Annotated in this window: 16 protein-coding genes; 12 read left to right on the forward strand and 4 right to left on the reverse strand. The window is 40.6% G+C overall.

The features are described from left to right. The first annotated feature begins 34 nt into the window (after nucleotides 1-34). The 5 genes from WSC_RS0100130 to WSC_RS0100150 all read left to right on the forward strand — a co-directional run bounded on the left by WSC_RS0100130 (nucleotide 35) and on the right by WSC_RS0100150 (nucleotide 7,539). On the forward strand, nucleotides 35-1,690 hold the full coding sequence (locus WSC_RS0100130) for a class I SAM-dependent DNA methyltransferase (RefSeq protein WP_016953877.1): 1,656 nt from the start codon (nucleotides 35-37) through the stop codon (nucleotides 1,688-1,690). Continuing rightward, nucleotides 1,690-3,093: a restriction endonuclease subunit S gene (locus WSC_RS0100135; protein WP_016953878.1), complete on the forward strand. Its 1,404-nt coding sequence runs from the start codon at nucleotides 1,690-1,692 to the stop codon at nucleotides 3,091-3,093. The genes WSC_RS0100130 and WSC_RS0100135 overlap by 1 nt, the downstream gene beginning before the upstream one ends. Beyond that, nucleotides 3,093-4,808 (forward strand): AAA family ATPase, encoded by a 1,716-nt coding sequence (locus WSC_RS0100140; RefSeq protein WP_016953879.1) that lies wholly within the window; start codon nucleotides 3,093-3,095, stop codon nucleotides 4,806-4,808. Before WSC_RS0100135 ends, WSC_RS0100140 begins: the two co-directional genes overlap by 1 nt. Beyond that, nucleotides 4,808-5,908 (forward strand): hypothetical protein, encoded by a 1,101-nt coding sequence (locus WSC_RS0100145; RefSeq protein WP_016953880.1) that lies wholly within the window; start codon nucleotides 4,808-4,810, stop codon nucleotides 5,906-5,908. Before WSC_RS0100140 ends, WSC_RS0100145 begins: the two co-directional genes overlap by 1 nt. Before the next feature lie 230 nt (nucleotides 5,909-6,138). Beyond that, a complete protein-coding gene (locus tag WSC_RS0100150; protein ID WP_016953881.1) occupies nucleotides 6,139-7,539 on the forward strand; it encodes a DUF6880 family protein in 1,401 nt (466 codons plus the stop codon). Between the two features lie 96 nt (nucleotides 7,540-7,635). On the opposite strand, the gene WSC_RS0100155 is transcribed toward WSC_RS0100150, so the two are convergent. Continuing rightward, complete coding sequence (locus tag WSC_RS0100155) at nucleotides 7,636-8,208, reverse strand: Rossmann-fold NAD(P)-binding domain-containing protein (RefSeq protein ID WP_016953882.1); 573 nt, start codon at nucleotides 8,206-8,208, stop codon at nucleotides 7,636-7,638. A gap of 301 nt (nucleotides 8,209-8,509) precedes the next feature. On the opposite strand from WSC_RS0100155, the gene WSC_RS0100160 reads away from it, so the two are divergent. After that, on the forward strand, nucleotides 8,510-10,069 hold the full coding sequence (locus WSC_RS0100160; RefSeq protein WP_016953883.1) for an alpha-L-fucosidase: 1,560 nt from the start codon (nucleotides 8,510-8,512) through the stop codon (nucleotides 10,067-10,069). Here the strand turns inward: WSC_RS0100160 and WSC_RS0100165 are convergent. After that, complete coding sequence (locus WSC_RS0100165) at nucleotides 10,056-10,826, reverse strand: helix-turn-helix domain-containing protein (protein ID WP_016953884.1); 771 nt, start codon at nucleotides 10,824-10,826, stop codon at nucleotides 10,056-10,058. The two genes, WSC_RS0100160 and WSC_RS0100165, sit on opposite strands and share 14 nt — an antisense overlap. 548 nt (nucleotides 10,827-11,374) lie before the next feature. Between WSC_RS0100165 and WSC_RS0100175 the strand changes: the two genes are divergently transcribed. From WSC_RS0100175 to WSC_RS0100200, 6 genes are read left to right on the forward strand one after another with little or no spacing between them, the layout of a single operon-like run. After that, nucleotides 11,375-12,673 carry a family 16 glycosylhydrolase gene (locus WSC_RS0100175; protein ID WP_016953886.1) on the forward strand — a complete coding sequence of 433 codons (1,299 nt, stop codon included), beginning with the start codon at nucleotides 11,375-11,377 and terminating at the stop codon, nucleotides 12,671-12,673. Nucleotides 12,674-12,687: 14 nt separating this feature from the next. Then, nucleotides 12,688-14,385 carry a sodium:solute symporter family protein gene (locus WSC_RS24765; protein ID WP_016953887.1) on the forward strand — a complete coding sequence of 566 codons (1,698 nt, stop codon included), beginning with the start codon at nucleotides 12,688-12,690 and terminating at the stop codon, nucleotides 14,383-14,385. Further along, nucleotides 14,372-15,607 (forward strand): glycoside hydrolase family 117 protein, encoded by a 1,236-nt coding sequence (locus tag WSC_RS24770; RefSeq protein ID WP_016953888.1) that lies wholly within the window; start codon nucleotides 14,372-14,374, stop codon nucleotides 15,605-15,607. Before WSC_RS24765 ends, WSC_RS24770 begins: the two co-directional genes overlap by 14 nt. Continuing rightward, complete coding sequence (locus tag WSC_RS0100190; protein WP_016953889.1) at nucleotides 15,601-17,886, forward strand: FAD-dependent oxidoreductase; 2,286 nt, start codon at nucleotides 15,601-15,603, stop codon at nucleotides 17,884-17,886. The genes WSC_RS24770 and WSC_RS0100190 overlap by 7 nt, the downstream gene beginning before the upstream one ends. A 4-nt stretch (nucleotides 17,887-17,890) precedes the next feature. Further along, the gene (locus WSC_RS21425) at nucleotides 17,891-18,445 is read left to right on the forward strand and encodes an RNA polymerase sigma factor (RefSeq protein ID WP_016953890.1); all 555 of its coding nucleotides are present in this window, start codon (nucleotides 17,891-17,893) and stop codon (nucleotides 18,443-18,445) included. Further along, nucleotides 18,445-20,007: a LamG-like jellyroll fold domain-containing protein gene (locus tag WSC_RS0100200; protein ID WP_016953891.1), complete on the forward strand. Its 1,563-nt coding sequence runs from the start codon at nucleotides 18,445-18,447 to the stop codon at nucleotides 20,005-20,007. Before WSC_RS21425 ends, WSC_RS0100200 begins: the two co-directional genes overlap by 1 nt. A gap of 62 nt (nucleotides 20,008-20,069) precedes the next feature. On the opposite strand, the gene WSC_RS0100205 is transcribed toward WSC_RS0100200, so the two are convergent. Beyond that, entirely contained in the window at nucleotides 20,070-21,632 is a 1,563-nt protein-coding gene (locus tag WSC_RS0100205; RefSeq protein ID WP_016953892.1) for a sodium/sugar symporter, read from the reverse strand. 186 nt (nucleotides 21,633-21,818) lie between these two features. Beyond that, complete coding sequence (locus WSC_RS0100210) at nucleotides 21,819-24,701, reverse strand: glycoside hydrolase family 2 protein (RefSeq protein WP_016953893.1); 2,883 nt, start codon at nucleotides 24,699-24,701, stop codon at nucleotides 21,819-21,821. Nucleotides 24,702-24,703 lie beyond the last annotated feature (2 nt).

Here is a 24,703-nt window from a genome sequence, read left to right on the forward strand (position 1 = left end):
AATTAAAATTCTTGCTAAAATTATAGAGAACCCCATGACCAATAACGACATAGTACAAAAACTTTGGAACCTGTGTGACGTATTACGCGACGACGGTATTAACTACAGCGATTACGTAACCGAGCTGGTACTGCTTTTATTTATAAAAATGGTGCACGAAAACACCGAAGCGGGCACGTTAAAAAAACACCCGCTGCCACAAGGTTGCCGTTGGACAGATATAAATGAAAAATCAGGTATTAATTTATTAAACGACTACAAAGCTATTTTACTTGCACTTTCAACTGGCAAACGTACCGAAATTATTAAAAGCGAAAACCCAAGCGAGCCAGATAAAGTTGAAGAAGTCATTGTTCACCAAGACCCATTAATTAGCGCCATTTATGCTGACGCACAAACCCGTTTACGCGAACCACGCCATTTAGAACAAATGATCAAAACTCTTGATCAAATAGATTGGTTTAACGCACAAAAAGATGGTTTAGGTGATTTATACGAAGGTTTATTAGAAAAAAACGCTAGCGAAACTAAATCGGGCGCGGGCCAATATTTTACCCCACGTGCATTAATTAACAGTATGGTGCGCTGCATAAAACCGCAAATAGGTGAGGTTATTCAAGACCCAGCTGCAGGCACGGCTGGCTTTTTAGTAGCCGCCGACCAATATATGCGCGAACAAACCGATGACTATATGGATTTATCCGCCAAAGATGCCGACTTTCAAAAAAATGAAGCTTTTGTTGGCATTGAGTTAGTGCCTAATACCCGCCGTTTAGCTTTAATGAACTGTTTATTACATGGCATGGAAGGCGACGATGAAGGCGCAGTGCATTTAGGTAATGCGCTAGGTGATGCGGGTAAAGCGTTACAACAGGCAGATATTATTTTAGCTAACCCACCGTTTGGTACCAGTAAAGGTGGTGAAGCCAGCAATACCCGTGATGATTTGACCTACAAAACCAGTAATAAACAACTGGCGTTTTTACAGCATATTTACCGCAACCTAAAACCCGGTGGCCGCGCCGCTGTGGTATTGCCCGATAACGTATTATTTGAAAATTCCGACGCAGGTTTAAGTGTTCGCCGAGACTTGATGGATAAGTGTAACTTGCACACTATTTTGCGTTTACCCACAGGTATTTTTTACGCGCAAGGTGTTAAAACCAACGTGTTATTTTTTACCAAAGGCAGCGCAACAGATAAATACCAAAGCGAAAACTGTACCCAAAATGTTTGGGTATACGACTTACGTACTAATATGCCAAGTTTTGGTAAACGCACACCTTTTGGCGATTCAGGTTTAGGTTTTACCGCAGAATGTTTTGGTAAAGACCCACACCTAGGCGCATTTGAAAAAGTATTTGGCGATAAACCAGATGGCACTAGCAATCGTGTTGAAGGTGAATACAGCTTTGGTGCTGAAGAAATTGCCGTTGATAAAGATGCAGCAGCGGAAAATAAGAATATTGATGACAAACTGCTCCATTCCCGCTGGCGCTGTTTCAGCCGCGAATGGATTAGCGAAAGCAAAGGCGACTCGCTCGATATTAGCTGGCTAAAAGATAAAGACAGTGTCGATGCCGCCGATTTGCCAGAGCCAAGTGTATTAGCACGTGAAGCGAAAGAAGAATTAACTGCCGCGCTGAGTGAGTTAGATGAGTTATTAGCAGCGTTGGGAGAAGCACAATAATGGCTGAACAACGTCATTCTCGCGACGGCGGGAATCTAATGCCAGAGGGGTGGTGCGAAGATAATCTTGGAAACTTAGTTCTTGTAGAACGTGGTAGTTCTCCTAGACCAATCAAAAATTTTGTTACAGATAAAGATGGTGTTAACTGGGTCAAAATCGGTGATACCAAGGAGGGGCAAAAGTATGTAGCAACCACAAAGGAAATGATTACTAAAGAAGGTGCATTGAAATCTCGTTTCGTTGGCGTTGGTGATTTTATTTTATCCAATTCTATGTCTTTTGGTCGACCTTACATTATGGCGATAGAAGGATATATTCACGATGGTTGGTTTGCTTTGCGATTACCAAAAGGAATTAACAGTGATTATTTCTATTATCTGCTATCTTCTTCGTTTGTTCAGGATCAATTTCAGTTATTAGCTGTAGGTGGGGTTGTAAAAAATATTAGTGGCGACCTAGTAAAAAAAGCAACACTTCCACTCCCCCCCCTAGCCGAACAAATAATCATTGCCGATAAACTCGACACCCTGCTGGCGCAGTTGGAAAACACCAAAGCTCGCCTTGAACGCATTCCACAAATCCTAAAAACCTTCCGCCAATCTGTGCTCGCCACCGCTGTGAGTGGTAAATTGACGGAAGTGTTTAAAGCTCACGAGCAACTATCTTCCCGCTCATTTAGATTGAAAGAGGTTACCGCAATATCTGGAGGTAAAACCCCAAGTAAAAGCAATTCAAATTTCTGGGAAGGTGGCGATATACCTTGGGTTTCACCTAAAGATATGAAGACAGATTTAATTGGGAGTTCGCAAGATAAAATTACAGAGAAAGCGATAAGCTTGGGGGGCATGAAATTGATTCCTCCAAATTCCATTTTAGTCGTAACTCGAAGTGGAATACTTGCACATTCGTTTCCAGTAGCCAGAACAATAGCGCCGGTGACTATAAATCAAGATATAAAAGCACTTGTACCAAACTTGGCTCTTATCAGTCCCGAATACTTGTTCTTCCTACTAAAGGGGCTAGAACAAAGAGTGCTAGATGAGTGCTCTAAAGCAGGGACTACAGTATCTAGTGTGGAAACCACCGAATTGATGAATTTAAAGTTTGATCTGCCGTCATTAGAAGAACAAACCGAAATCATCCGCCGCGTCGAAGAACTCTTCGCCTTCGCCGATAATATCGAGCAAAAAGCCAATGCTGCACTAGCACGGGTAAATAACCTAACCCAATCTATATTAGCTAAAGCTTTTCGCGGTGAACTAACCGCTGAGTGGCGCGCACAAAACCCTGAGTTAATCAGCGGCGACAACAGCGCCGAGGCATTATTGGCGAAAATTAAGACCGAACGTGAAGCGGTAAAAAAACGGTCCAAGAATAAAACAGCTACAAGGAAAAAAGCCTAATGCGTTTACTGTCACTGACACTAGACGGTCAGTACAAAGGATTAACAAACCAAACATTTAGCTTTGATACTGCACAGGGTAACATCATTGCATTTATCGGTCTAAATGGTTCCGGTAAATCTCAACTATTGGAACTGATTGCGGAAAGCTTTGGCTATTTAGAACGTTTTATGCGCAGTGATTTTAAGTGCCGTAATTGGTTCTCAAATCTCGCGATTGAGCTTCATTATACCAATCAGGCTTACGACTCAGAGCAATACGGTAGTACCTATTATGTTTCAATTGACCATGAGGGTTTTGTGACTGTTCATCGTGATGGCATCTTAGTTGATATAAAAGATCATGAATATTCAGGTGTTGAAGAAGAAATTCTGCCGAGTCAAATCATAGGTTATTCCTCCGGCTTAAACGAAAATCTACAGCGCGCCTTTATGAAAAACACAATTCAGTATTTGGATGTGATGAATGTTAAGCGCCAATGGGAACAGCGCTTAACGGGAATTAATAAGGCAAGAAATGAAAAAGGTAAGCGCCTTACAGAAAGGGATATTGAATCGCTTGACCGACAATTTAAAGAGGCTTATCAATACTATCAAACTCGCCACCCTGCGTTGTTTCCAACTTTACTTGGAGAATCATCACTAGGGGATAACGCTAACATTGGTTTAAGGCCAACGGCTTTGCCCCGCCTTAAGTATTTTGATCAGGACACCACCGCCCTTATGCTGGCTAGCATGGGCATGCTCGAAGATATCCAGCAGCAATCTATCTGGCAAGGGAAACAACGCTTCAATAAAATTCACTCGGTGAGACTACGTTATGACTTACGTAAGTTCACGCATGATGCGGGGGCTTTGTTAGATGTAGCTAAATTGATCGAATGTTTAGCTAATATACCCTCATGTAACTTTAAAGCGTTGCCGAAAGTGGGCAAAACCTCAGAAGAGTTTTTCAACCAGTTTGAGTTGGATTATTTAGCGGGTGAAATCACCATAGATTTTAGCGATAGCCGTGTTCAACATATTTTGGAAGACAGTTTTTTCACGCCACAAGTGTTGTTCGAAAAGCTTTACCGTTTACAACTGCTGGCTGCGGACTTTTGGCAAGGCGAAACCAAACGGCAACTGAGACAAGATAATTTCGACCGTTCGGCCAAAAGGCCGCAGAAGTGGAAATCACCTATTCATATTATGTCGCTAAAGCTAACAGACGGTCGGGCATGTATTGAATTTGATGATTTATCCGACGGTGAAGCACAGCTGATTCAAATTCTTTCTATGGCTTATATCTATAAAGATAGCAGAGTATTGTTTTTACTTGATGAGCCAGAAACTCATTTAAACCCATCATGGCGCACTTATTTTCACTCCTTTGTTGAAGATGCAATCGGTAACGATAACGAGAAAGTTCAGCTGTTTATATCAACTCATTCGCCATTCATGGTTTCTTCGCTCAAGCGATATAATGTTTACCAGTTTAGCCGTGACAATTCTGGCTTGATTGACATGAAAGTCGCACAGAATGAAACGTATGGTGCGTCATTTGATGTATTGATTAAAGATCTATTTGACCTTCGCTCATTGATTTCGCAAAGCGTGATAGATGAAATTCGTGAGCAGTTGAAACAAGGCGATGACCACGCCAGAGAATGGATTGAAGCAAACCTTGGTTTATCAGCTGAAAAAGCGTATTTAATAAGGAAGTTAAGCCAATAATGTTATTCCATTTGGCCGCCAATACACCTAGATTTGAAGTGTTTAGATTGCTCAATGCTGAGTTATTACATTTTATAGAGCAATCGGTTGATACCAATGCCTTTGAACGAGTACTTTTTACTCAAAGCGCTATTGGAGATGCGTGTTGGGGTAACGCTCCGACTCGTGAGAAATTCAATTTATTATTCAGCGCGTTACAAGCGGCTGGTAATAATACAAAACAGCAATTATTTGAAGTGATGCGGGACAATCAGGATTTAGAAGCGTTCTTTGGTGCCCCAAAAAGAAATCTGTTTGATTTTATGAACGAGCCTTGCAGAGAAGCTCTAAAGTCATTGTGTACTTATCTATATTGCGCAACCAAAGATTTACAACCTGTTATTAACGCATCTGGTGGCTTAGACATCACTGATCATTTCAATGACTACCGCGCCCAATCTATCAATGGCAATATCTGTAAAGCATGTGGGATGAAAGAGTTAGCCCCGTTTAGAGCTGGAATACCAGACGGTGACCAGTGGCGCGCAGATTACGATCATCAGCTATGCAAATCTAAATATCCTATTTTTGCCGTCCACCCAGATAACCTTGTACCTTTGTGTGACGTGTGTAATCAGGATGCTAAAAAGGCTAAAGACTTGTTTAGACACAAAAACGGCACAGAGCGGTTGGCGTTTTATCCTTTTAACGAAGATGCGCAGGCTTTAGTTGAGATAGAAATTGATAATTTGCGTGATCCAGAGCCGACCATTAAGGTCACGTGGAGAACGCGGGGCGTCATGTTACTGGACAAGCTTAATACCTGGGATGAAATTTACGAAATTAGAAGCCGCGTTGAAGGTCGCTTTCGGTCTTTAGAAGCCATCATAGAAGACGAGATTCGCCCCAGAAATTCAGCCCATCTTGTTCGCAGAATAAGCGATGAAGCTCGCCCACACACTATCGCAACACTAAAGCGAAAAGAATGGGCATTTTGGTATCAAAAACTATTTTTTGCTCTAGAGCAAATTGATACAACGCCATTTATCGCCAAATGGGATTTTGTACAAAAGCAAGGAGAAAGCGGCGGGGAATTTATTTTAGATACCGCATTTCGCTAATTTTCCTTTAATAAACGATTACATTCTTGAAGTTGGTAACGAATCGGACGACAGCTGCTTGTTGTAGAATGTGATTTTATAACTACGAGAAAGCGAAAAACCTCGATGCACTCACCGAGGTTATAACGCCGATCGGGCACTCCCAATCCACTTGGGCATAGTGTAGTAGGGTGTACGAGTCGAACTCAAGCATTTTTTATAATTAAACAAAATAACTAAGGTTAGTAACAGTGAACAAACTTATCAACAAGCTCGCTCATTTAGACAAAAGCGAGCTAATAGAATTTATTGTAAAACTGCATAGCGACTCACCTGAGCTACAACAAAAAATTGAGCTATTCGCCAGTAAAGAATCGGCCGACGAGCAAATTAAGTTATTAAAAAAACGCATTCAAAGCATTAAACGCGGTAACCGCTTTATTGATTATCGCCATACTCGTTCGTTTTGCAGTGAATTGCATGATATTGCAGATTCAATATCTGCGCTAGTTTCCCAAAATACCCAACACAAAGCCGTATTTGAATTGGCGGATGCTTTTATGCAAAGTCATGAAAAAGTGTATGAACGAGCCGATGATTCAAGTGGTTATATTGGCGATATTTATCGCACTTTTGTTGGTACATGGTTAACCGCTGCTAAACAATTGCGATTAGTGCAACAAACAACAAAACCCACTAAAAATACAATAAATTGGCAGGATGAAGTGCTACAACGCTTTAACAATAATGGCTATTCAGTGTGGGATTATTTGCTAGAAAAAACAGCTATTTTGCTTAGCACGAGCGAGCTAGAAAATCTTGCTACACATTTTGAAAACAAGGCGCGTCATGCGCTGAAAAATCCGCCTGAGAATGATAGATACGGCTATACAGCCTTGCGTGCACAAATCGGCTTAAAAGGGGTTGGTCAAGCGCTCAATAATCCTGAGCTTATTGAAAAAGGTACTTTACTTGGTAGCCCAGAGCCAAACGAATTACAAAAACAAAGTTTAGCTGAAATGCTATTAAATTTAGGCCATGCAAAGCGTGCTCTAACTTGGTTACAAGGCAGTTGGCCACAAAGGCATGGATACGAACAACAAAAATTATTAGACGCATGTTATCAAGCTTTAGGCGATGTAAATGCGCAAGTAGAGCTGCGCCGCCAGCAATATCAACAGTTACCTAACCACCATAACTTAACCGCATTGCTTGAAATTAGTAGTGAAGACGAGCGTGAAATTTTAACTCGGCAAGCTGTCGCAAAAGCACAAACAATTGATGATTTTAGTAGTAGGGTTGGCAGTTTAATTGACTTAAAAGCGACCGATGTTGCGGCGGTTCAGGTTATTAATAATACCAGTGAGTTACCTAGAGTTGGCTACTATGCTTTGCCTGATTGGGCAAAACATTTTGCAAAAAACGGCCAGCCTTTAGCAGCTAGTTTATGCTACCGCTCATTAATTGATGATATTTTACAATCAGCTCGAACTAAGGCTTATCACTACGCTGCAACATATCTTGAAAAGCTATTTGTATTGGCGCCTAAAATTACTGACTATCAGACACACATTCATCACAGTGAATATGTCGAGCAGTTAAAAGCTCAGCACAAACGTAAAAGCGGTTTTTGGGCACGAGTTAACTTTTAGTTTCTTTAACGCTCATTTAAAAAATCTAATTTCAAAAAGTGTAACCTTTGTTGGTTGAAAACAACTAACCCTAACATTTTTAGTTGTAGTCATCTGCTATTTTTGTAGGGCCAAAAAGTCGTCATATTTCAAATATTCGAGACCACTTCTGTTAGTTAGAGTATTGTTGGCTATTGAATTTCCTAATATTTCGACTTTTATACCTCGATATTTTCTAAGCTGACCTTGCAATATAAAATCAAGTTTTGGCCAAAACTTGAGCGCTAAAGCTTGTAGTAATCCATATCTGTTTTTAGGCGTTATGATCATAGAGGGTTGAAAGATACTCAGCCTTTCAAAATTTAGTCGAATTAGTTCTTCAATTAATTCGCCTTTGGTGCGCAGGTAAAAATTTCGAGAGTTGCTATCTACAGCTACAGATCCAAGTAACTGAAAGTGTTTTACACCTTGCAATTTGCAAACGTTAGCAAATTCTAAAACTGCAGTTTTATCAATTGCAACAAATTCATCTTTTGTTACTTTTGACGGTTCACCAACACCTAGGGTGCAAATTGCGGTGTTGAAACCATGGATTAACTCCGCATAAGTATTGGGGTTATGAATATCGATAATTTCTGACTTAAAGTTCGATTTTGGGGTTTTTACATCAATTTTTTTCGTCCCAGACATAATACTTTCACGACTTGAGAAAAACTTAAAACACGAGTTAAAACGACTGAACCAACAGCTCCAGTAGCCCCTAAGAATACAATTTTTTTTTGAGCCTCAATGTTCATCACGCCACCAATTCTAATTAGTGCAAAGGCAGTACCAAAATAGTCATTATCGTGACTTTAATACACTTTGGTATGATTGTTAAATGTGTTTTTTAAACAAAAAGTCTTTTTTTATAAAAAAAATGGCCCAATTTAAAAGTTTTAATTAGTCAGTTTATTAGTCTTTTCATGTCCATCTTAGAAGAGGAATAACCATGATTAGACAATTTATATACAGTGTTTTAGTTGTTAGTTTAATTGCTTCTTGTAGTACAAAAACAGACTCAACATCTAAAGAAACCTATCAACCAACTGAAAAATCGTTAGCCACACATTACGCCGCCCCAGACTGGTTTAGAGATGCTAAGCTTGGCATCTATTTTACTTGGGGGCCTTATACTGTTGCTGCAAAAACCAATGAATGGTACCCGAGGTGGATGCACTTTGGTTTAAACAAAGAGGATTGGCAAGGGGATAAACCAGGATACCATATTGATTTAAAACAATGGCATAGTCAGCGTTTTGCACAGCCTAGCGAATTTGCTTATCACGATATGATTGAACAATTTACTGCCGAACACTTTAATGCAGATGAGTGGGCTGAATTGTTTGAGAGAGCTGGCGCTAAGTTTGCGGGACCTGTCGCAATGCATCACGATGGTTATGCGTTATGGGATAGTGATATTACTCCTTGGAATGTGGCTGATATAGGGCCAAAAAGGGATATTACCGGTGAGCTGGCAAACGCATTGCGCCAACGAGATATTAAGTTGATAACAACCTTTCACCATGCCCGAAATTTACAGAGATACAAGGGGCAAACGCTGCAGCAAGCGAAACAAAGATATGGACATTTAGACATGTACCATTTTTTCTGGAATTCTCATTTTCCTTGGGTTGAAGGGCTAGCTACCAGTTCTGAGGATGAAAAATTGAAATGGTTGTATGGCAATGTGCCAGAAGCTGAGTGGCTAGACACTTTTTGGTTGGGGACGTTAAAAGAGGTTATCAATAAATATCAACCAGATATGATTTGGTTTGATACTTGGCTTGATTTAATTCCGCAGCAGCAGCGTTATGAGTTTGCAGCATATTATCTAAATCAAGCACAAACTTGGGGAAAGGAGGTGATGATGACGCATAAGGATATGGATATGCCTGAAACTTTTTCGGTTGAAGATTTCGAGCAGGGACGCAGAGATAAGTTAACCGGTGCGCCTTGGTTAACGGATGATACTATCACCAAGTGGAGCTGGTCTTACGTTGAAGGTATAGAGGTAAAACCCGCGGCATGGGTGATTCATGACTTTATTGACATTGTTAGTAAAAATGGCCAACTATTGTTAAATGTATCGCCAAAATCAGATGGGACAATTCCACAGGACCAAAAAGAGGTTTTATATGAACTGGGTGATTGGCTCGCGGTAAACGGAGAAGCAATTTACAACACTAGACCATGGAAGATATATGGTGAAGGCCCAACACAAATGGAAAGTGGTGGACACTTTACTAAACACGTAGATTACACAGCAAACGACATTCGCTTTACCCAAAGCAAAAATGCTTTGTATGCAATTGCCTTGGGCACACCTAGAAAACCGCTAAAAATACTCGCTCTGGCTAAAAACAACAGTATTGGCGTGGCAAATTTTAGCAAAGTAAGCAGTTTAAACGGCGACTACATAAAAAGTTGGCAGCAAAAAGCAGATGCTTTATACATTGAATTAACGGCCGATGCGCCTGAACAAATTGCCTATGCTTTTAAGTTTGAATAGTAGCCTTTAATTTTTGTTGAAACACTTTTGGCGAGCATCCAGTCTGTTTTTTAAACACGGTTGAAAAATAGGCTGGGTTATTAAATCCTACATCATACGCTGTTTGGGTCGCATTTTGGCTAACGAGCAAATGCTTTGCCCGGTCAATACGGGTATTCGTTATGTATTGATTTATGGTTAATTTAGTTTGCTGTTTAAACAATTGTACAGCACGCGTGCGGCTAACCCCAATTTGTTGGCAGATAAGGTCTAAAGTGAGATCTGCGGTTAAGTTATCTTGAATGTAATGCTTAATTTTACTAACAACTATGTGTTCGGTATCAGTTGTTTGAAAAGGAGACTTTGTTATGGGAGAGTTTCTAGCGGTTGTTAGGTCAGAAAATACAAAATAAACCCAAAAGAATACAGTTAAGCTAGCGCCGCCGTAATACCAACTCCATTGGTTAAAGATAATTCCCAACGCCATACATAAACTTAACCATATCGTGGCTAAACACAGCAGCAAGGATTTTCGTGTTTTAGTTAACAGGTATAAGCAAGGTATGAGTACAACAACACATACCCAAGCAACTTGAAACCAGTACACTTGCTGTGGATTAAACAATACATTTTGCCAAGGTAGTTCGTTTGGGGTTATTGAATCGAGCGGCGGGGCCAATACAAATATGCTACACCAAGTTGCGCCTAGCAGGAAAGGACTAAACTTTGTCACATTGCTCAAACTTAACTCAGCACTTTGAGCTAATCCAAGCAACAAGGAAGGGATTCCTATCGAAAAAAAGACGATATTTCTAAATAAATCGTAGTATCTGTGCGCAGCGTCAAAGGGTAATAGATTTACCATCGGGCCGAGCAGAAATATAACAAAACAACCTATGAAAACGACAAAGAATCTATTTATCATTGGTTTTTGCGTTACAAAACAAAAATAAGCCATAAGCAACAAATAAATCACCGATGCGGCCAACGGTAGTACGGCCTGTGTAAATACCTCCCAAGATATCAAAGCTCTGGTTTCCATAACCCCTCTCATTGTGTTGGTTTTTTGTTGTATGTTAACAATTTGTTGGGCGAAGGTCTTGTTCTAGTGTAAAAAAATATTTTGTAAAAGTGTCACCTTTGTTGGTTGAAAACAATTAACTCTAGGGCCTGTTGAACTTTTGTGGACAATTTTGCAGCATTTTGACTTAATCCATTAGGCCTTCAATGCTGCGCCTGGATTAAAAAGCATTTAGTTAGAACAAAATTTGTCCACGAAAATTCAACAGGCCCTATAACCAAAAAACAACTAATAAAGGCGATAGTATGAAGTTAACAACAAAAGCCGTGCTGGCGGTGCTATTGGCAAGCTCAGGCTTAAACGCGTGTGCAAATATTCAAGAAAAAACGCAGCAGTCACAAGCTTTTAAAGGCGCTAAAAGCATTGATATGTCTAAGTGGCAGCTCGCTTGGCAAGACGAATTTAATTACATGGACGAGAAATTAGATGAAAATTGGCTTTCACAAAACGGTCCAACCGAAAACCCATGGGTACTCAGCAGTCGTTGGCGTGAAAATGCTGTAGTGAAAGATGGTGTATTACATTTAAAAGCGAAAAAAGAAAGCCGAGGTGGACAAGATTGGACTACCGGGAATGTTTGGACTAAACGCACTTTTGGCTATGGATATTTTGAAGCTAGATACAAATACGCTGCGGCTTATGGTACCAATAACTCATTTTGGTTTTGGCCAAGACAAGGTGTTAAAGACGGACAAAAAGCCTGCGAAATTGATATAAACGAAGGCCATTTCCCAAATATTATCAACACCAATGTGCATAATTGGACAGATACCTACACTTTACCCAATGGTCGGGTAACGCATGATTCGAATCAAAAACATTGGACCTTGCTAGGCAAACCCGATCACAACATCATCTTAAAAATGCCAGTTAAAACAAATAAAATTCGCTTAACTTCGCATAACCCTGCGTCTATTCATATTTCAGAATTTAGAGCGCTTGCGCCATCTTCAACTGGTTATTCTGCCCCAACAGCAGAGCTGACAGATAACACGTTAAATCATGCTTTGGCAGCAGACACTAAACTCACCACCAATGGCGTGTTCGACAAGTTGCCGTCGAAAGAAACATTTGCGATTGATAACAAGTTAGACACTCGTTGGGTATCAGAAAAACATGGGAAAAAATGGCTACAGCTTGAGTGGAATACAGCGAAGGAAATTGGCGCGATCCAATTTGTAAATGGTTGGCTGCAAGAGTATGGCGACTCAAAAGGTTTTTACCGCAACTTAATGGGTGATTATGTCATTGAATATCACAACGGCACTGACTGGGTTGAATTAACAAGTTATAACGCTGCGGATGTAGCCAACTTTGGTGAGCAATACCACACCTATGGCCTCGAGTGGGATGAAAACTACTTCAAGTTTTATTTTGATGGTGAGCTATACCACACCATGCGTAACGATGTGTGTTTCAGCGAACAAACTTTGCTGTTTAGCTTAGCTATTTTAAAAGCAGAAATTGCTGGCCCAGTAACAGATGCTATTGACGGAACAGCCATGCAAATTGACTGGGTTCGATATTATCAACGTAAACCATAAAGCGAGTGTTGGTTATGAGTTCAGTTGATATAACAGTCATTATTATATTTACCCTGCTGGTGGTTGGTTGCGGCATCAGCTTTGCGGGTTCGGGCAAAAATATGAAAAGTTATTTTTCTGCCGGCGGTGCTTTGCCGTGGTGGATGAGTGGCTTGTCACTTTTTATGAGTTTCTTTTCGGCAGGTACATTTGTTGTTTGGGGCTCTATTGCTTATCAGCATGGTTGGGTCGCGGTAACTATTCAATGGACTATGTGTTTAGCAGGTGTGGTTATAGGCTTTTTTATTGCGCCAAAATGGCAAAAAACACGCGTATTAACGGCTGCTGAATATATTAGTGAACGTTTAGGTGAGCGCGTTAAAAAAGTTTATACAAGCATATTTTTAACCATAGCGACGTTTTCAACAGGCACATTTTTATACCCAGTTGCGAAAATTGTTGAAGTATCAACTGGCTTGCCCATAACCAATACCATTATCGGGTTAGGTTTATTAATTTTACTGTATACCGCGGTTGGTGGTTTGTGGGCGGTTATTGTTACTGACATTTTGCAATTTGTGGTACTGACTGCCGCAGTGCTTGTGGTCGTACCTTTGGCGTTGCAAGAAATTGGCGGCATTAGTAACTTTATTAACAAAGCGCCGGAAAACTTTTTTAGCTTAACGGGCGGTGAATATACTTGGGGATTTATCGCCGCATTTGCCTTGTATAACTTATTTTTTATCGCGGGCAATTGGGCATATATTCAAAGATATACCTGTGTTGCCACGCCGCAAGATGCGAAAAAAGTCGGTTGGTTATTCGGTGGTTTGTATCTAATTAGCCCAGTTATTTGGATGCTAGCCCCTATGGTTTATCGCGTGCTTAATCCAGATATTGCAGCTGCTGATAATGAAGGTGCTTACTTACTCATGTGTAAAGAGGTGTTACCTATTGGCATGCTGGGGTTAATGCTAGGTGGCATGATATTCGCGACCTCAAGCTCATTTAACACAGCCCTCAATATTACGGCAGGTGTCATTACTAACGATGTCATTAAGCCGTTATATCCAAAACTAACCGAATCGAAATTAGTTAAAATTGGCCGATTAACCACAGTGTTGTTAGGGCTTGTCACCATAACAATAGCACTGTTAGTGCCTTATATGGGTGGTGTAGTTGAAGTGGTTATGACCATGGCAGCACTGACTGGTGGCGCATTGTTTTTGCCGCCTATTTGGTTGTTGTTTTCAAAATATCAATGTGGCTTTTCAATTCTAACCACATCAATTTTAACCTTATCGATTAACGCATATTTTAAGTTTATCAGCCCTTGGTTGTTTGAACTGTCATTAAGTAGAGCAGAAGAAATGTTATTAGGCGTAACCACTCCGGTTATTTTGCTTGGTTTGTTTGAATTGTATTACCGAGCAACTAAACAAGTTGCGCCAAGGTATGCACAGTACAAACAACTAGAAAGCTTAAAACAACAAGCTGAAAAAGAAACTGCAAACACAGATTCTGACAGCAACAAAGCTGCAAATACCAAGGGTAATCAAGTGATAGGTTTTGGCATTTTGTTTACTGGGCTCATCTTAATTTGTTTGGCTATTTTAGCCGAAAAAGGCAACTTGATTGTTGCTGTAATGGCCAGCATAGTAACGCTAATCGGTGCTTGGTTGATTTATAAAAATAAAACTGCTGATGTAGAAGGTGTGTATGAACAAGCCTAAGAAAACTGATTTTCCATCTGCCTTTCCATGGGATATACCACAAGCTAAACCAGATAGGCCGTTAAGCAAAGCGATGGCGCGTATGTACGATGAATATCAAACGCCGCGGCCAGAAGATAATAGTTTGTTCAGTAGTTTTAAATATACTCAACTACAAGGTTTTGATTATCGAGATGGCGACGGCACAGTGTCGCGTCGCGATCCATCAAAAATTATTCGAGTAAATGGCTTGTACTATGTGTGGTATACCAAGCGCGACACCCAAACACCACCAAAAGGGCCAGAAAAGTGTAGTGACAGCATACCTTCAACCGATTGGGATTTAGCCGAAATTTGGTATGCAACCAGTCAAGATGGTTTTAGTTGGCAAGAGCAAGGTTGTGCCATTAAACGCCCAGCTAAACCACTGCCTGGTTGGCGCTCGGTTTCTACACCCGATATTTTAGTGTGGCAAGGTAAATACTATTTGTATTATCAAGCTTTTATGCAAGCCAGTGGCATAAAAGGTGATCATTGTCCTGTTACTTTGTCGTCTGCTGACAGCCCTGATGGTCCATGGACTCCTTGCAATAAAATTGTGGTGGAAAATGGCCCTGTAGGCAGTTGGGATCAATTTTCAATACACGATCCATACTTATTGGTCTACCAAGGAAAAATCCACTTATATTACAAAGCTGCTTTTGGCGACAGGCCTGAATATTTAGTCGCGAATGGGCTGGCGATTGCTGATAACCCAATGGGGCCTTTTAATAAACATCCATTAAACCCTGTGCTCAACTCAGGGCACGAAACTACTTATTTTCCGTTTAAACATGGCATAGCAGCTTTGGCTATTCGTAATGGTAACGAAAACAATACCATTCAATTTGCACCGGATGGGGTTAATTTTTCCATAGCGTCTGTTACCTCGCTCATGCCTGTTGCGGCAGGGCCATATGTGGCCGATGCCTTTAGCAATACTGAAAATGGCCAAGGGATAGAGTGGGGCTTATCGCATTTTTGTGACAAAACCGACCCAAGCACTAAACATAGCTTTTTAGGCAGGTTCGACTGCAATTTAACTCAAAACGGCAATTACACAGATATGAAAGAAACCGATGTTATCCATCATCCAAGTGTTTATTTCGCCCAAGGGTTATCTGAAAAGCAAAAAATACAGCGTCAACAAGCTGCCCAAGAGGGTAAACAAAAGAGTGAACAAAAGAGTAAAAATGCATGTTAGTAGAAAGTTTTAGCCCACAAACAAGAACCAATAGCAAACTACAGATTACTACAGATTTTGTGGTGGTGGGTGGTGGGCTTGCCGGTGTGTGTGCTGCAATTGCTGCAGCGCGCAATGGCAGTAAAGTTGTATTAATTCAAGACAGGCCAGTATTAGGTGGTAATGCGTCTAGCGAAGTACGTGTTTGGGCATTAGGCGCAACCTCGCATATGGGCAACAATAATAGATGGTCGCGTGAAGGCGGAATTATTGACGAAATTATGTTGGAAAACCTAAAGGTTAACAAAGACGGTAATCCAATAATATTTGATGCTGTGTTGTTAGATAAGGTCGCGGCAGAGCCGAACATTCAATTACTGCTTAATACCGCCGTTTACCAGGTGAATAAATCTACGGAGCGTAAAATTGCCAGTGTTGTTGCTTTTTGTAGTCAAAATTCAACTGAATACACAGTTTCAGCCCCGTTGTTTTGTGATGCAACGGGTGATGGTTTAGTTGCTTTTAATGCGGGGGCAAGTTTCAGGATTGGTGCTGAATCGCGTGATGAATTTGGCGAACAACTTGCACCAGAGCAAGCAAGCGATCAACTGTTAGGGCATACCCTGTTTTTTTACAGTAAAAAGCTAGATCATCCAGTTAAATATACCGCCCCAAAATTTGCCTATACACATGAACAAATTGGCGCAATTCCACGCTCTAAAAATATTCAAGGCAGTGATTCAGGCATTAAATTTTGGTGGGTTGAATATGGCGGTATACACAACACCATTACGCAAACTGAAGAAATTAAGTGGGAATTATGGAAAATTGTTTACGGCATTTGGGATTACATTAAAAACAGCGGCAAATTTGAAGATGTTGAAAACCTAACTTTAGAATGGATAGGTACAGTACCGGGTAAACGCGAAAGTCGCCGTTTTAACGGTGAATATATGCTTAAACAACAAGATATAGTTGAACAATCTCAGTTTGCTGATGCTGTTTCTTATGGTGGCTGGGCGATTGATATTCATCCATCAGAAGGCATTTATAGTAATAAACCAGCCTGTTCGCAATTTCACTCCAAAGGCGTTTATCAAATTCCATATCGTTGTTTTATTAGCAAAGACATAGATAATTTATTTTTTGCTGGGCGTAATATCAGTGCTAGCCATATGGCCTACGGCTCAAGCCGAGTTATGATAACTTGTGCTCATGGTGGTCAAGCTGTTGGTACTGCCGCTGCATTGTGCAAACAAAATAATATTAGCCCTAAAAGCATGTTAAACCCAGAACAGATGCAAAGTTTGCAACATCAACTGAATTTGTTCGGTCATGGCATACCGAATGTGCCTTTAGCGCAGCAAACTAATTTGGCCAAACACGCGCGTATCTCTGCGAGCAGCGAACTTGAATTAAAACAATTATTGCCAAGTGGAGAATATATACCTTTAACGCAAGCTTGCGCCCAGCTTATGCCGTTTAATCAAGGCATGGCACCTGTAATGAAACTGCAAGTTAAAGCACAAACTGAAACTCAGTTAAAAGTTGCTTTAAGAGTCAGTGTAAAAGCTGAAAATTACACCCCAGAAATTGACTTAAAAACCATAGAGCTAAACCTAGTTGCCGGTGAACAAACAATCACACTTGATTTTTCTAGTGTAGAAATTGCCGCTCAGTATGGTTTTGTCACGTTTTACCCAAATGCTGCGGTAGCACTGGCTATATCTGAGCAATTAGTTACAGGTTTCATGCCCGTATTTAACAAGGTGCACAAGGCGGTATCTAATACGGGTAAACAAACTATGCCTGTAGAGTCAGGAATAGAGAGTTTTGAATTTTGGACGCCAGAGCGTAGACCAAAAGGGCAAAATTTAGCTTTGCAATTTGAACCAGTACTCAAACTACACCCGTTGTCACATATAACAAATGGTTATCTGCGCCCGTGGAAACAAAGCAATGCTTGGGCAGCAAGTTTTAAAGACAAACAGCCTCAAGTTAAGTTTTGCTGGCCTGAGCCTGTCAAAATCAGCCAAATAACTCTATTCTTTGATACAGATGCAGACCATGCGTTAGAAACAGTATTAATGCAGCATCCAGAAAGTGAAATGCCGTACTGTGTGCAAAATTATCGGGTAAAACAGGCTGATGGCAGTATTTTGCTTGAAGTGGTTGGAAATTATCAAACTGTTAATAAACATAAGTTAGCGCAAGCAATTCAAGTAGATGAACTTGTGTTTGAATTTGACCAGCCAAGCGATTTGGTACCAGCGAGTTTATTTCAAATAGAGATCCACTAGCTAAATGCAAGACGATAGTCATTTAATTTTACAAGCGCGCAATGGCGACATGCAGGCTTATGCAACTATTGTAGAACGCTACCAAAGTAGCGTTCGTGCCTGTTTGCGTATGCGTTTGCATGAGCCATCTGAGGCTGAAGATTTAACCCAAGAAACCTTTATTCTTGCGTTTAATAAATTAAATGAATTTGATGAAAGCCGCCCAGTAGAAGCGTGGCTGCGTGGTATTGCCATTAACTTGCTTAGAAATTACCTACGCAAGCATAAACCCATAAGTGTTGGCAGCCATGCCGAGCTAGAAATGATAATTAACCAGCAACTTGATACCGATTATTCTCAAGGGCAAGAAGTAGCGAGCGTTGCAGCACTTAAAGATTGTATGACTCAGTTAAATGAAAAAACGCATGAGCTGGTTAATCAGCATTATAAACAAGGGTTTTCAATTGCCGAGCTTACTAAAAAACATGGGATGCGCCATTCGGCTATGACCATGCGTATGTTTCGTATACGAGAGAAATTGCGAGACTGCATAGAAAAAAATCTCAAGGAGTATTGTTAATGAATCAATCAAATAGCTTGAGTAAAGAACAACGTCGATTAATTGCCGCGTATTTAGCGGGTGAAGAGGTAACCGATGCGCTGCTATACGAATGCCGTAATCATCCTGAAGTTAAACAAGCATTAGCAAAACTAGTTGGCACTGACAGATTAATTCAGCTTGCGTTAGACACACAAAACCACCAAACGGTTGATTCAGTCATGCAGCGAATTAGCCAGCAGCAGTCAGTTAAACAACCAGCGGCTAAAACTAAAGTGATTCGTCCTTGGTTTAAATCACAAATGGCGTTTGCGGCCAGCGTGGCAGCTATTGTTATGCTGTTTTTTATCAGTAGCTTAGTTTCAATGCAAAACAACTTAGCCGTGGTGACTAAAGTGGCTGCTTTATCAGAAACAAGTGAGCTTTCTTTGGGTAAACGCCTGCACAAAGGTAAAATTTCTTTAGAGCAAGGTTACAGTGAAGTTGTAATGGACAATGGTGTGATATTGGTTTTAGAAGCGCCCATTCAATTGAACATTCGCTCAGAAAATTTGGTGATTTTAGAAAAAGGTAAATTGGTTGCCAAAGTACCGCCGCAAGCAATCGGTTTTAGGGTAGACACCCCAAGCTCCGAAATAATTGATTTAGGCACTGAATTTGCGGTTGATGTAAATGAGCAAGGTGAAAGCCAAGTGCATGTATTGGATGGCGAAGTAAAAGCGCGTGCATCAAAACAACAAGCTTTTAAAATGCTAAAAAAAGACCAAGCACTTTCTTTTAGTTTGGATGAAAAAATACAAATCATTCAAAGTAGCCCACATTTGTTTATGCGAGCTTTGCCGGGTAAATCAGCGGTTAATCCTGATTATTTGCATTGGTCTTTTGACCAAATTGAGCATGGGCAATTTGCCTCTAGTGGCAAAGGCATGGCAGGGCAACATTACCCTGCATATGACAAAACCCAAGCCGGACAAATAAACCAAGTAGCAGGTGTATTTGCCAATGCAATAACCTTAGATGGCCGCAGCAATTGGTTAGAAACAGAATTTCCAGGTATTTCTGGTGATGCACCACGCACAGTTAGTTTTTGGGTAAAAGTGCCACAAGATATCGGCAGGCATGAAGTATTTGGTATTGTTAGTTGGGGCACACAGGAGTTTTATTCAGCATGGCAAATATCACCCAATCCGTTCCCACAAAATGGCCCAATTGGTGCACTGCGCATTGGTACTTACAATGCACAAGTGGTTGGTACGCGTGATTTGCGAGATGGGCAATGGCATCACGTAGCAGTAGTCTTGTATGGCGGAGAAGCGTCAGATATATCAACTCATGTACTTATGTACGTAGATGGTGAATTAGAAAAAACCAACGGAAAATCAGTTGCTAAAGTAAATACCAAAACAAGCCAAAATAACTCACGACCTTTGGCATTAGGGCGAAACATTGGTTACACAGCTGCACATGAAAAAGATAAATTCTTTCGCGGTGCGGTAGATGAGTTATACGTGTTTGATGCTGCACTAGAGCAACAACAAATCCGCCAATTGATGAAAAATAACTTATTTGAAGCAAATAACTAACCTCACTTTGTATCATACACTCGCTCTGAAATGCCGAACCGACAGACAGAGCGAGTATCATGTTACCACCAAGTCGCGTAAATAGTTACCAGCACTAACATACAGCCTAGAGCTGCTAGATTAAAACTTGTATCTGTAGTGAAATCAGTTGGATTAATTGCCACAGAGTGGTCATTTTCTGGGGTCTTGTTCAAGTATGAAACTGCGATAGATAGTAGGATACATAGAATAAAAACAATGCCGATGCGATCCATAAATGGCAGTTCTGGCCATAAAAATTTAAAACCAACCGAGAATATTGCAGAGCCAATTGCAGCGGCAATTGCACCTTCAGATGTAGTGCGTTTCCAAAACATTCCCATAATAAATATAGCCGTTATGCCTGGTGAGAATAATCCGGTAAATTCTTGAATATATTGGAAAGCTTGGTCAAATTTACCTAATAAGGGCTCTGCAGTTATCAAGGCTATACTCAAAGCTAACAGCGTAGTGATGCGCCCTATGTGTACGTAATGACGTTGGGTTTTATTTGGTTTTAAGTTGCGATAAATATCCATGGTAAATATGGTTGAAATACTATTGGTCATGGACGCGAGCGACGAGACAATGGCGGCAATGAGCGCTGCAAATACCAAACCTTTTATACCGACAGGCATGAGCCCCATCAGTGAGGGGTACGCTTGATCTGGCTTAGCAATATCTGGATACAAAATCACTGCAGCTATGCCAGGTAGCACGACAATGACAGGCATCAGCAGTTTTAAATAGGCCGCAAAAGCAATGCCTTTTTGCGCCTCGTTAATATTTTTAGCCGCTAAAGCGCGCTGAATAATATATTGGTTAAATCCCCAATAACCTACATTCATTACCCATAAGCCACCAACTAATACAGAGATACCAGGTAAACTCATGTAGTTAGGATTGTCTGGCGACAAAATCATATCAAAGTGCCCAGGGATAGTTTCAGTTAAAATATTAAATCCGTCTAATACGCCATTACCATCAGCAATGGCTTCAAGTGCCAAATAACTTAATAGTAATCCGCCAAAAATTAGCAAAACAACTTGGATAATATCGGTATAAGCAACGGCTTTTAACCCCCCATAAAGTGAGTATGCAATAGAAAATAGAGCTAAAAATATCATGCCGAACATCCAGTCGACACCCGCCACTGTGTGTATCGCGAGTCCGCCTAACCATAAAACTGATGTTAAATTGACAAAAACAAATACAGCTAACCAGAATAGGGCAAGAATTGTTTTCACTCTGGAGTCAAAGCGTTTCTCTAAATACTGCGGCATGGTATAAATTTGGTTTTTTAAAAATATCGGGATCAGATATTTTCCGACCAAAATTAACGTAATTGCTGCCATCCATTCGTAAGAAGCAATTGCTAAGCCGATTGCAAAACCTGAGCCCGACATACCAATTATCTGTTCGGCAGAGATATTTGCGGCAATCAGTGAAGCACCGATCGCCCACCAAGGTAGAGATTTACTCGCGAGGAAATAATCTTCGGTATTTCGTTCTCCCTTATGATCATTTTTTGATATCCATAGGGCTATGCAGAGCAGGCCGATAACGTATGCGATAAATACGCTAAAGTCTAATTGTTCTAGTTTCATATTTGCACTCTTCGTTTGCACGATACAATTTAAGGTTGATGTTATTTGTTTAGTATGATTTTTGATCATTGTAAACAAATAACATTTAAATTGTAAATGCTATATTGGTCTGTGTGATAGCCTCAACAACTATTGATTAAGAGTGCAGGCGAGTTCACCTACACTCCCAAAATAGGCAATAGCCGATTACCGATTGACACTAACCGATGCAAATTGACCCGGTTTTTGCTGAGCATCTAAAGTAGCTATTTGTAAATCAGTTGCTTGTACAAGCCGAGGATCTTCTAGGTTAATAAAGTTTGAATAGGCTAACCTTGTGTTTAATTCAAACCTTTTACCTTTCGCATCTTTAGCTGTTATACAGTAACCCGTTGCCCCACGAATCGGCGTTAGTTTCAACACGTAGCCTTTTATTGTGGCAATTGCTGCCGCATCACTCGGTGGAAGTAAGCCAGAAGGACTTTGGAGTACCACTTTGTGTTCTTCGCTCCAATCACTGTCTATTGTGCCGGTAATTAAACGTCTAAATTTAAAATAATGGTCTTTCCCTTGCTCAATAGCCGGTATGCGCGTTGCTCCTTTAGTTTGCACTAAATGTTTGTGGGTATATTCGCCTGGACTTAAACCATATTGCACTTCAAATGCGAAATCGTTACGTGCAACAGAAAAACCAATATGAAATGCGTCTAACTTGCCTTCGGTTGCCCAAATTATCGGTGGCAATTCGTTTGGCGCAGTTTCTACTTTTAGCTGCTTTTTATTGGCCTGGCCACGACCTGCATCATTAAGTGCATATAGGTGCAATGTGTATTCGGTTTGTGGTTGTAAACCGCTGACTTCGGCAAAATGATTGATGGTTGGTTTTCCCAGAATTTTTTCACCTTTAGGACCTATTGCAACCAATTGATATTCGTTCGCTAGTGCTGAGCGGTTATAGACAACTCGGATTGTATCCAAGGAAGTGAAATAAGCTTTAATTTCGCTACTAAGCGGCACTTGTTTATCGTGCGAGATCTGCTGTGCAACATACCCTGCTGAGTCAATTAAGCTAACTTGAAGTTTCGCGTAGTCTCCGAAATACGGCACTTCAAATACTGGGGCACTTTGTCCTGGCGATAAAGTAGCAATGGGCAGTTGGCCAATTTGCATAGTGTCACCTTTACGGTTGAGTGCTTGCCAAATAAGTCGATAGCCAGACATAGTGTAAGATGGGAAACTATTTAACGAGCGTGATGTCAGTTTGATTTTGGGGAATTTACCGCTGGTGTCTAGTTCAAATTTTTCTAATGGTGAATAGAAATTTTGTAACTTGGCAAACGAGCGCTTTTTATTGCGATACGAGGTTAATACACCCCAAGCTCGGTTCTGTGAAAAGTCAGTCGTCCACGATGGTTTTTCGTCGTACCAAGTACTACGGTAGTCGCTAAACGCGAAATGCGATGTGCCAATTAAGTATGGATATTTACGCAAAGGCCCCATCAAGGCTTCAACATCTAACACAGATTCATTTGGGTCAACCCCATCTAGTGCTGTGCCAATTTCTGAGAAAAATATTGGTTTGTCAGGGTGGTATGAATCAACTACCTGCAAGCGTTCTTCATGTTTACCATATTTATTAAACATGACAATTTCAGAAAACTTTGACGGATCATTTTTCTGGTAGTCAGCTGAATAAGAGATGTACACAGCTAGTCGCGTCGGATCTAACGCTTTTGCATGGGCAATTGCGCTTTCCACATATTCAAGCACTTTGGGGTTTTTGTTTAAATCGCCAATTTCATTGCCAACACTACGCGCAATAACAGATGGGTGATTGTAGTTGTCTGAAACCAATCGCTCTAACCATTGTTTTGGCAATGGATGGTCTGGGTCAACTAACGCATCTTTGCCCCATAAGGCAACTTCTTCAACCACTAAAAAACCAACTTCATCTAGATAGTCTAAGTATTCTTTTGGTAGTGCAGGGCCTGACAGACGAGCAAAATTAGCATTTAAAGATTTTAATAAATCAACATCTTCTTTAATGCGCGAAAGTGGCAGGGCGTTACCATCAAATCTGTCTTCTGGTACCATGTTAAGTCCAACCAACCGTACTTGTTCGCCGTTTAGAAATAACTTACGCTCTTTTACTTCCACAGTGCGAATGCCAAATCTATCTTTATGTTGATGGATTATTTGCTTGTTGATACGCAGCGTTGTTTCAATATGGTAAAGATTTGGGCTATTAAAGTGCCATAGCGCAACTTTGTTAGGCTCTAACGTATACGATGCCGTTAGTTTTTGCTGATTATTCTCAGCTATTGTAACGCTTGGTATATCGTTATAAACAGCAACAACTTGGCCATTGCGTAATAATTTATGCTCAATGGTTGCGTTGATTTGTTTGTCATCTAAGTTAGCTAGAAAGGTTTCTAACTTTATGTTGGCGCTGCCGCTGGATAAATTGGGTTGAGCCGTTACATAGACTTTTTCAATATGCGTTTTAGGACGAATATCAAGGTATACTGGACGGCGAATGCCACCCCAATTCCATACTGCACCACGCCTAAATCGGTTGTTTACCTTTACAACTAAGGTATTGTTTTGCTCTGGTTTTAAGTGTTTGGAAATATCAAATTCAAAAGCCATAAAACCCAGTTTGTTGGCACCTAAATAAACACCGTTTAACCAAACTTCTGAATCGTTGTAAACACTGTCAAATACCAAACGCACTTGCTGTGTTTGCCAATGTTTACTGCCTTTGAATTCGGTTCGATACCAAGCATCGCCCATGTAATTGGCGTATTGGTCGTATACGTCCCACACACCAGGTACGGCTATTTGGTCCCAATTTTGTGTATTTGTACTGGTTTTCCACCATTGCTGTTTATTGCCATTTTTATAAGGATCAATTTGAAATTGCCATTGTCCTGCCAGAGATACTTTTTCTGAGTAATGGTTGTTTTTGAAATTGTTGTCTAAAGCATCGCTTGTTGGGTATACAGGTGCTGAAGTTAAGTTGCACGCACTCAATAGCATTAAGCTTGCAACCGCTAAAATCGGTTTAGCTTTGAGTATTTTATTAAACATAA

Origin of the sequence: Catenovulum agarivorans YM01, from assembly GCF_000281085.1 — a bacterium.
Taxonomy (GTDB): Bacteria; Pseudomonadota; Gammaproteobacteria; order Enterobacterales; family Alteromonadaceae; genus Catenovulum; species Catenovulum agarivorans.

Coding starts and splice junctions, on each gene's coding strand:
- WSC_RS0100130 (WP_016953877.1), top strand. CDS start 35: ATGACCAATAACGACATAGTACAAAAACTTTGGAACCTGTGTGACGTA.
- WSC_RS0100135 (WP_016953878.1), top strand. CDS start 1,690: ATGGCTGAACAACGTCATTCTCGCGACGGCGGGAATCTAATGCCAGAG.
- WSC_RS0100140 (WP_016953879.1), top strand. CDS start 3,093: ATGCGTTTACTGTCACTGACACTAGACGGTCAGTACAAAGGATTAACA.
- WSC_RS0100145 (WP_016953880.1), top strand. CDS start 4,808: ATGTTATTCCATTTGGCCGCCAATACACCTAGATTTGAAGTGTTTAGA.
- WSC_RS0100155 (WP_016953882.1), bottom strand. CDS start 8,208: ATGTCTGGGACGAAAAAAATTGATGTAAAAACCCCAAAATCGAACTTT.
- WSC_RS0100160 (WP_016953883.1), top strand. CDS start 8,510: ATGATTAGACAATTTATATACAGTGTTTTAGTTGTTAGTTTAATTGCT.
- WSC_RS0100175 (WP_016953886.1), top strand. CDS start 11,375: ATGAAGTTAACAACAAAAGCCGTGCTGGCGGTGCTATTGGCAAGCTCA.
- WSC_RS24765 (WP_016953887.1), top strand. CDS start 12,688: ATGAGTTCAGTTGATATAACAGTCATTATTATATTTACCCTGCTGGTG.
- WSC_RS24770 (WP_016953888.1), top strand. CDS start 14,372: ATGAACAAGCCTAAGAAAACTGATTTTCCATCTGCCTTTCCATGGGAT.
- WSC_RS0100190 (WP_016953889.1), top strand. CDS start 15,601: ATGTTAGTAGAAAGTTTTAGCCCACAAACAAGAACCAATAGCAAACTA.
- WSC_RS21425 (WP_016953890.1), top strand. CDS start 17,891: ATGCAAGACGATAGTCATTTAATTTTACAAGCGCGCAATGGCGACATG.
- WSC_RS0100200 (WP_016953891.1), top strand. CDS start 18,445: ATGAATCAATCAAATAGCTTGAGTAAAGAACAACGTCGATTAATTGCC.
- WSC_RS0100205 (WP_016953892.1), bottom strand. CDS start 21,632: ATGAAACTAGAACAATTAGACTTTAGCGTATTTATCGCATACGTTATC.
- WSC_RS0100210 (WP_016953893.1), bottom strand. CDS start 24,701: ATGTTTAATAAAATACTCAAAGCTAAACCGATTTTAGCGGTTGCAAGC.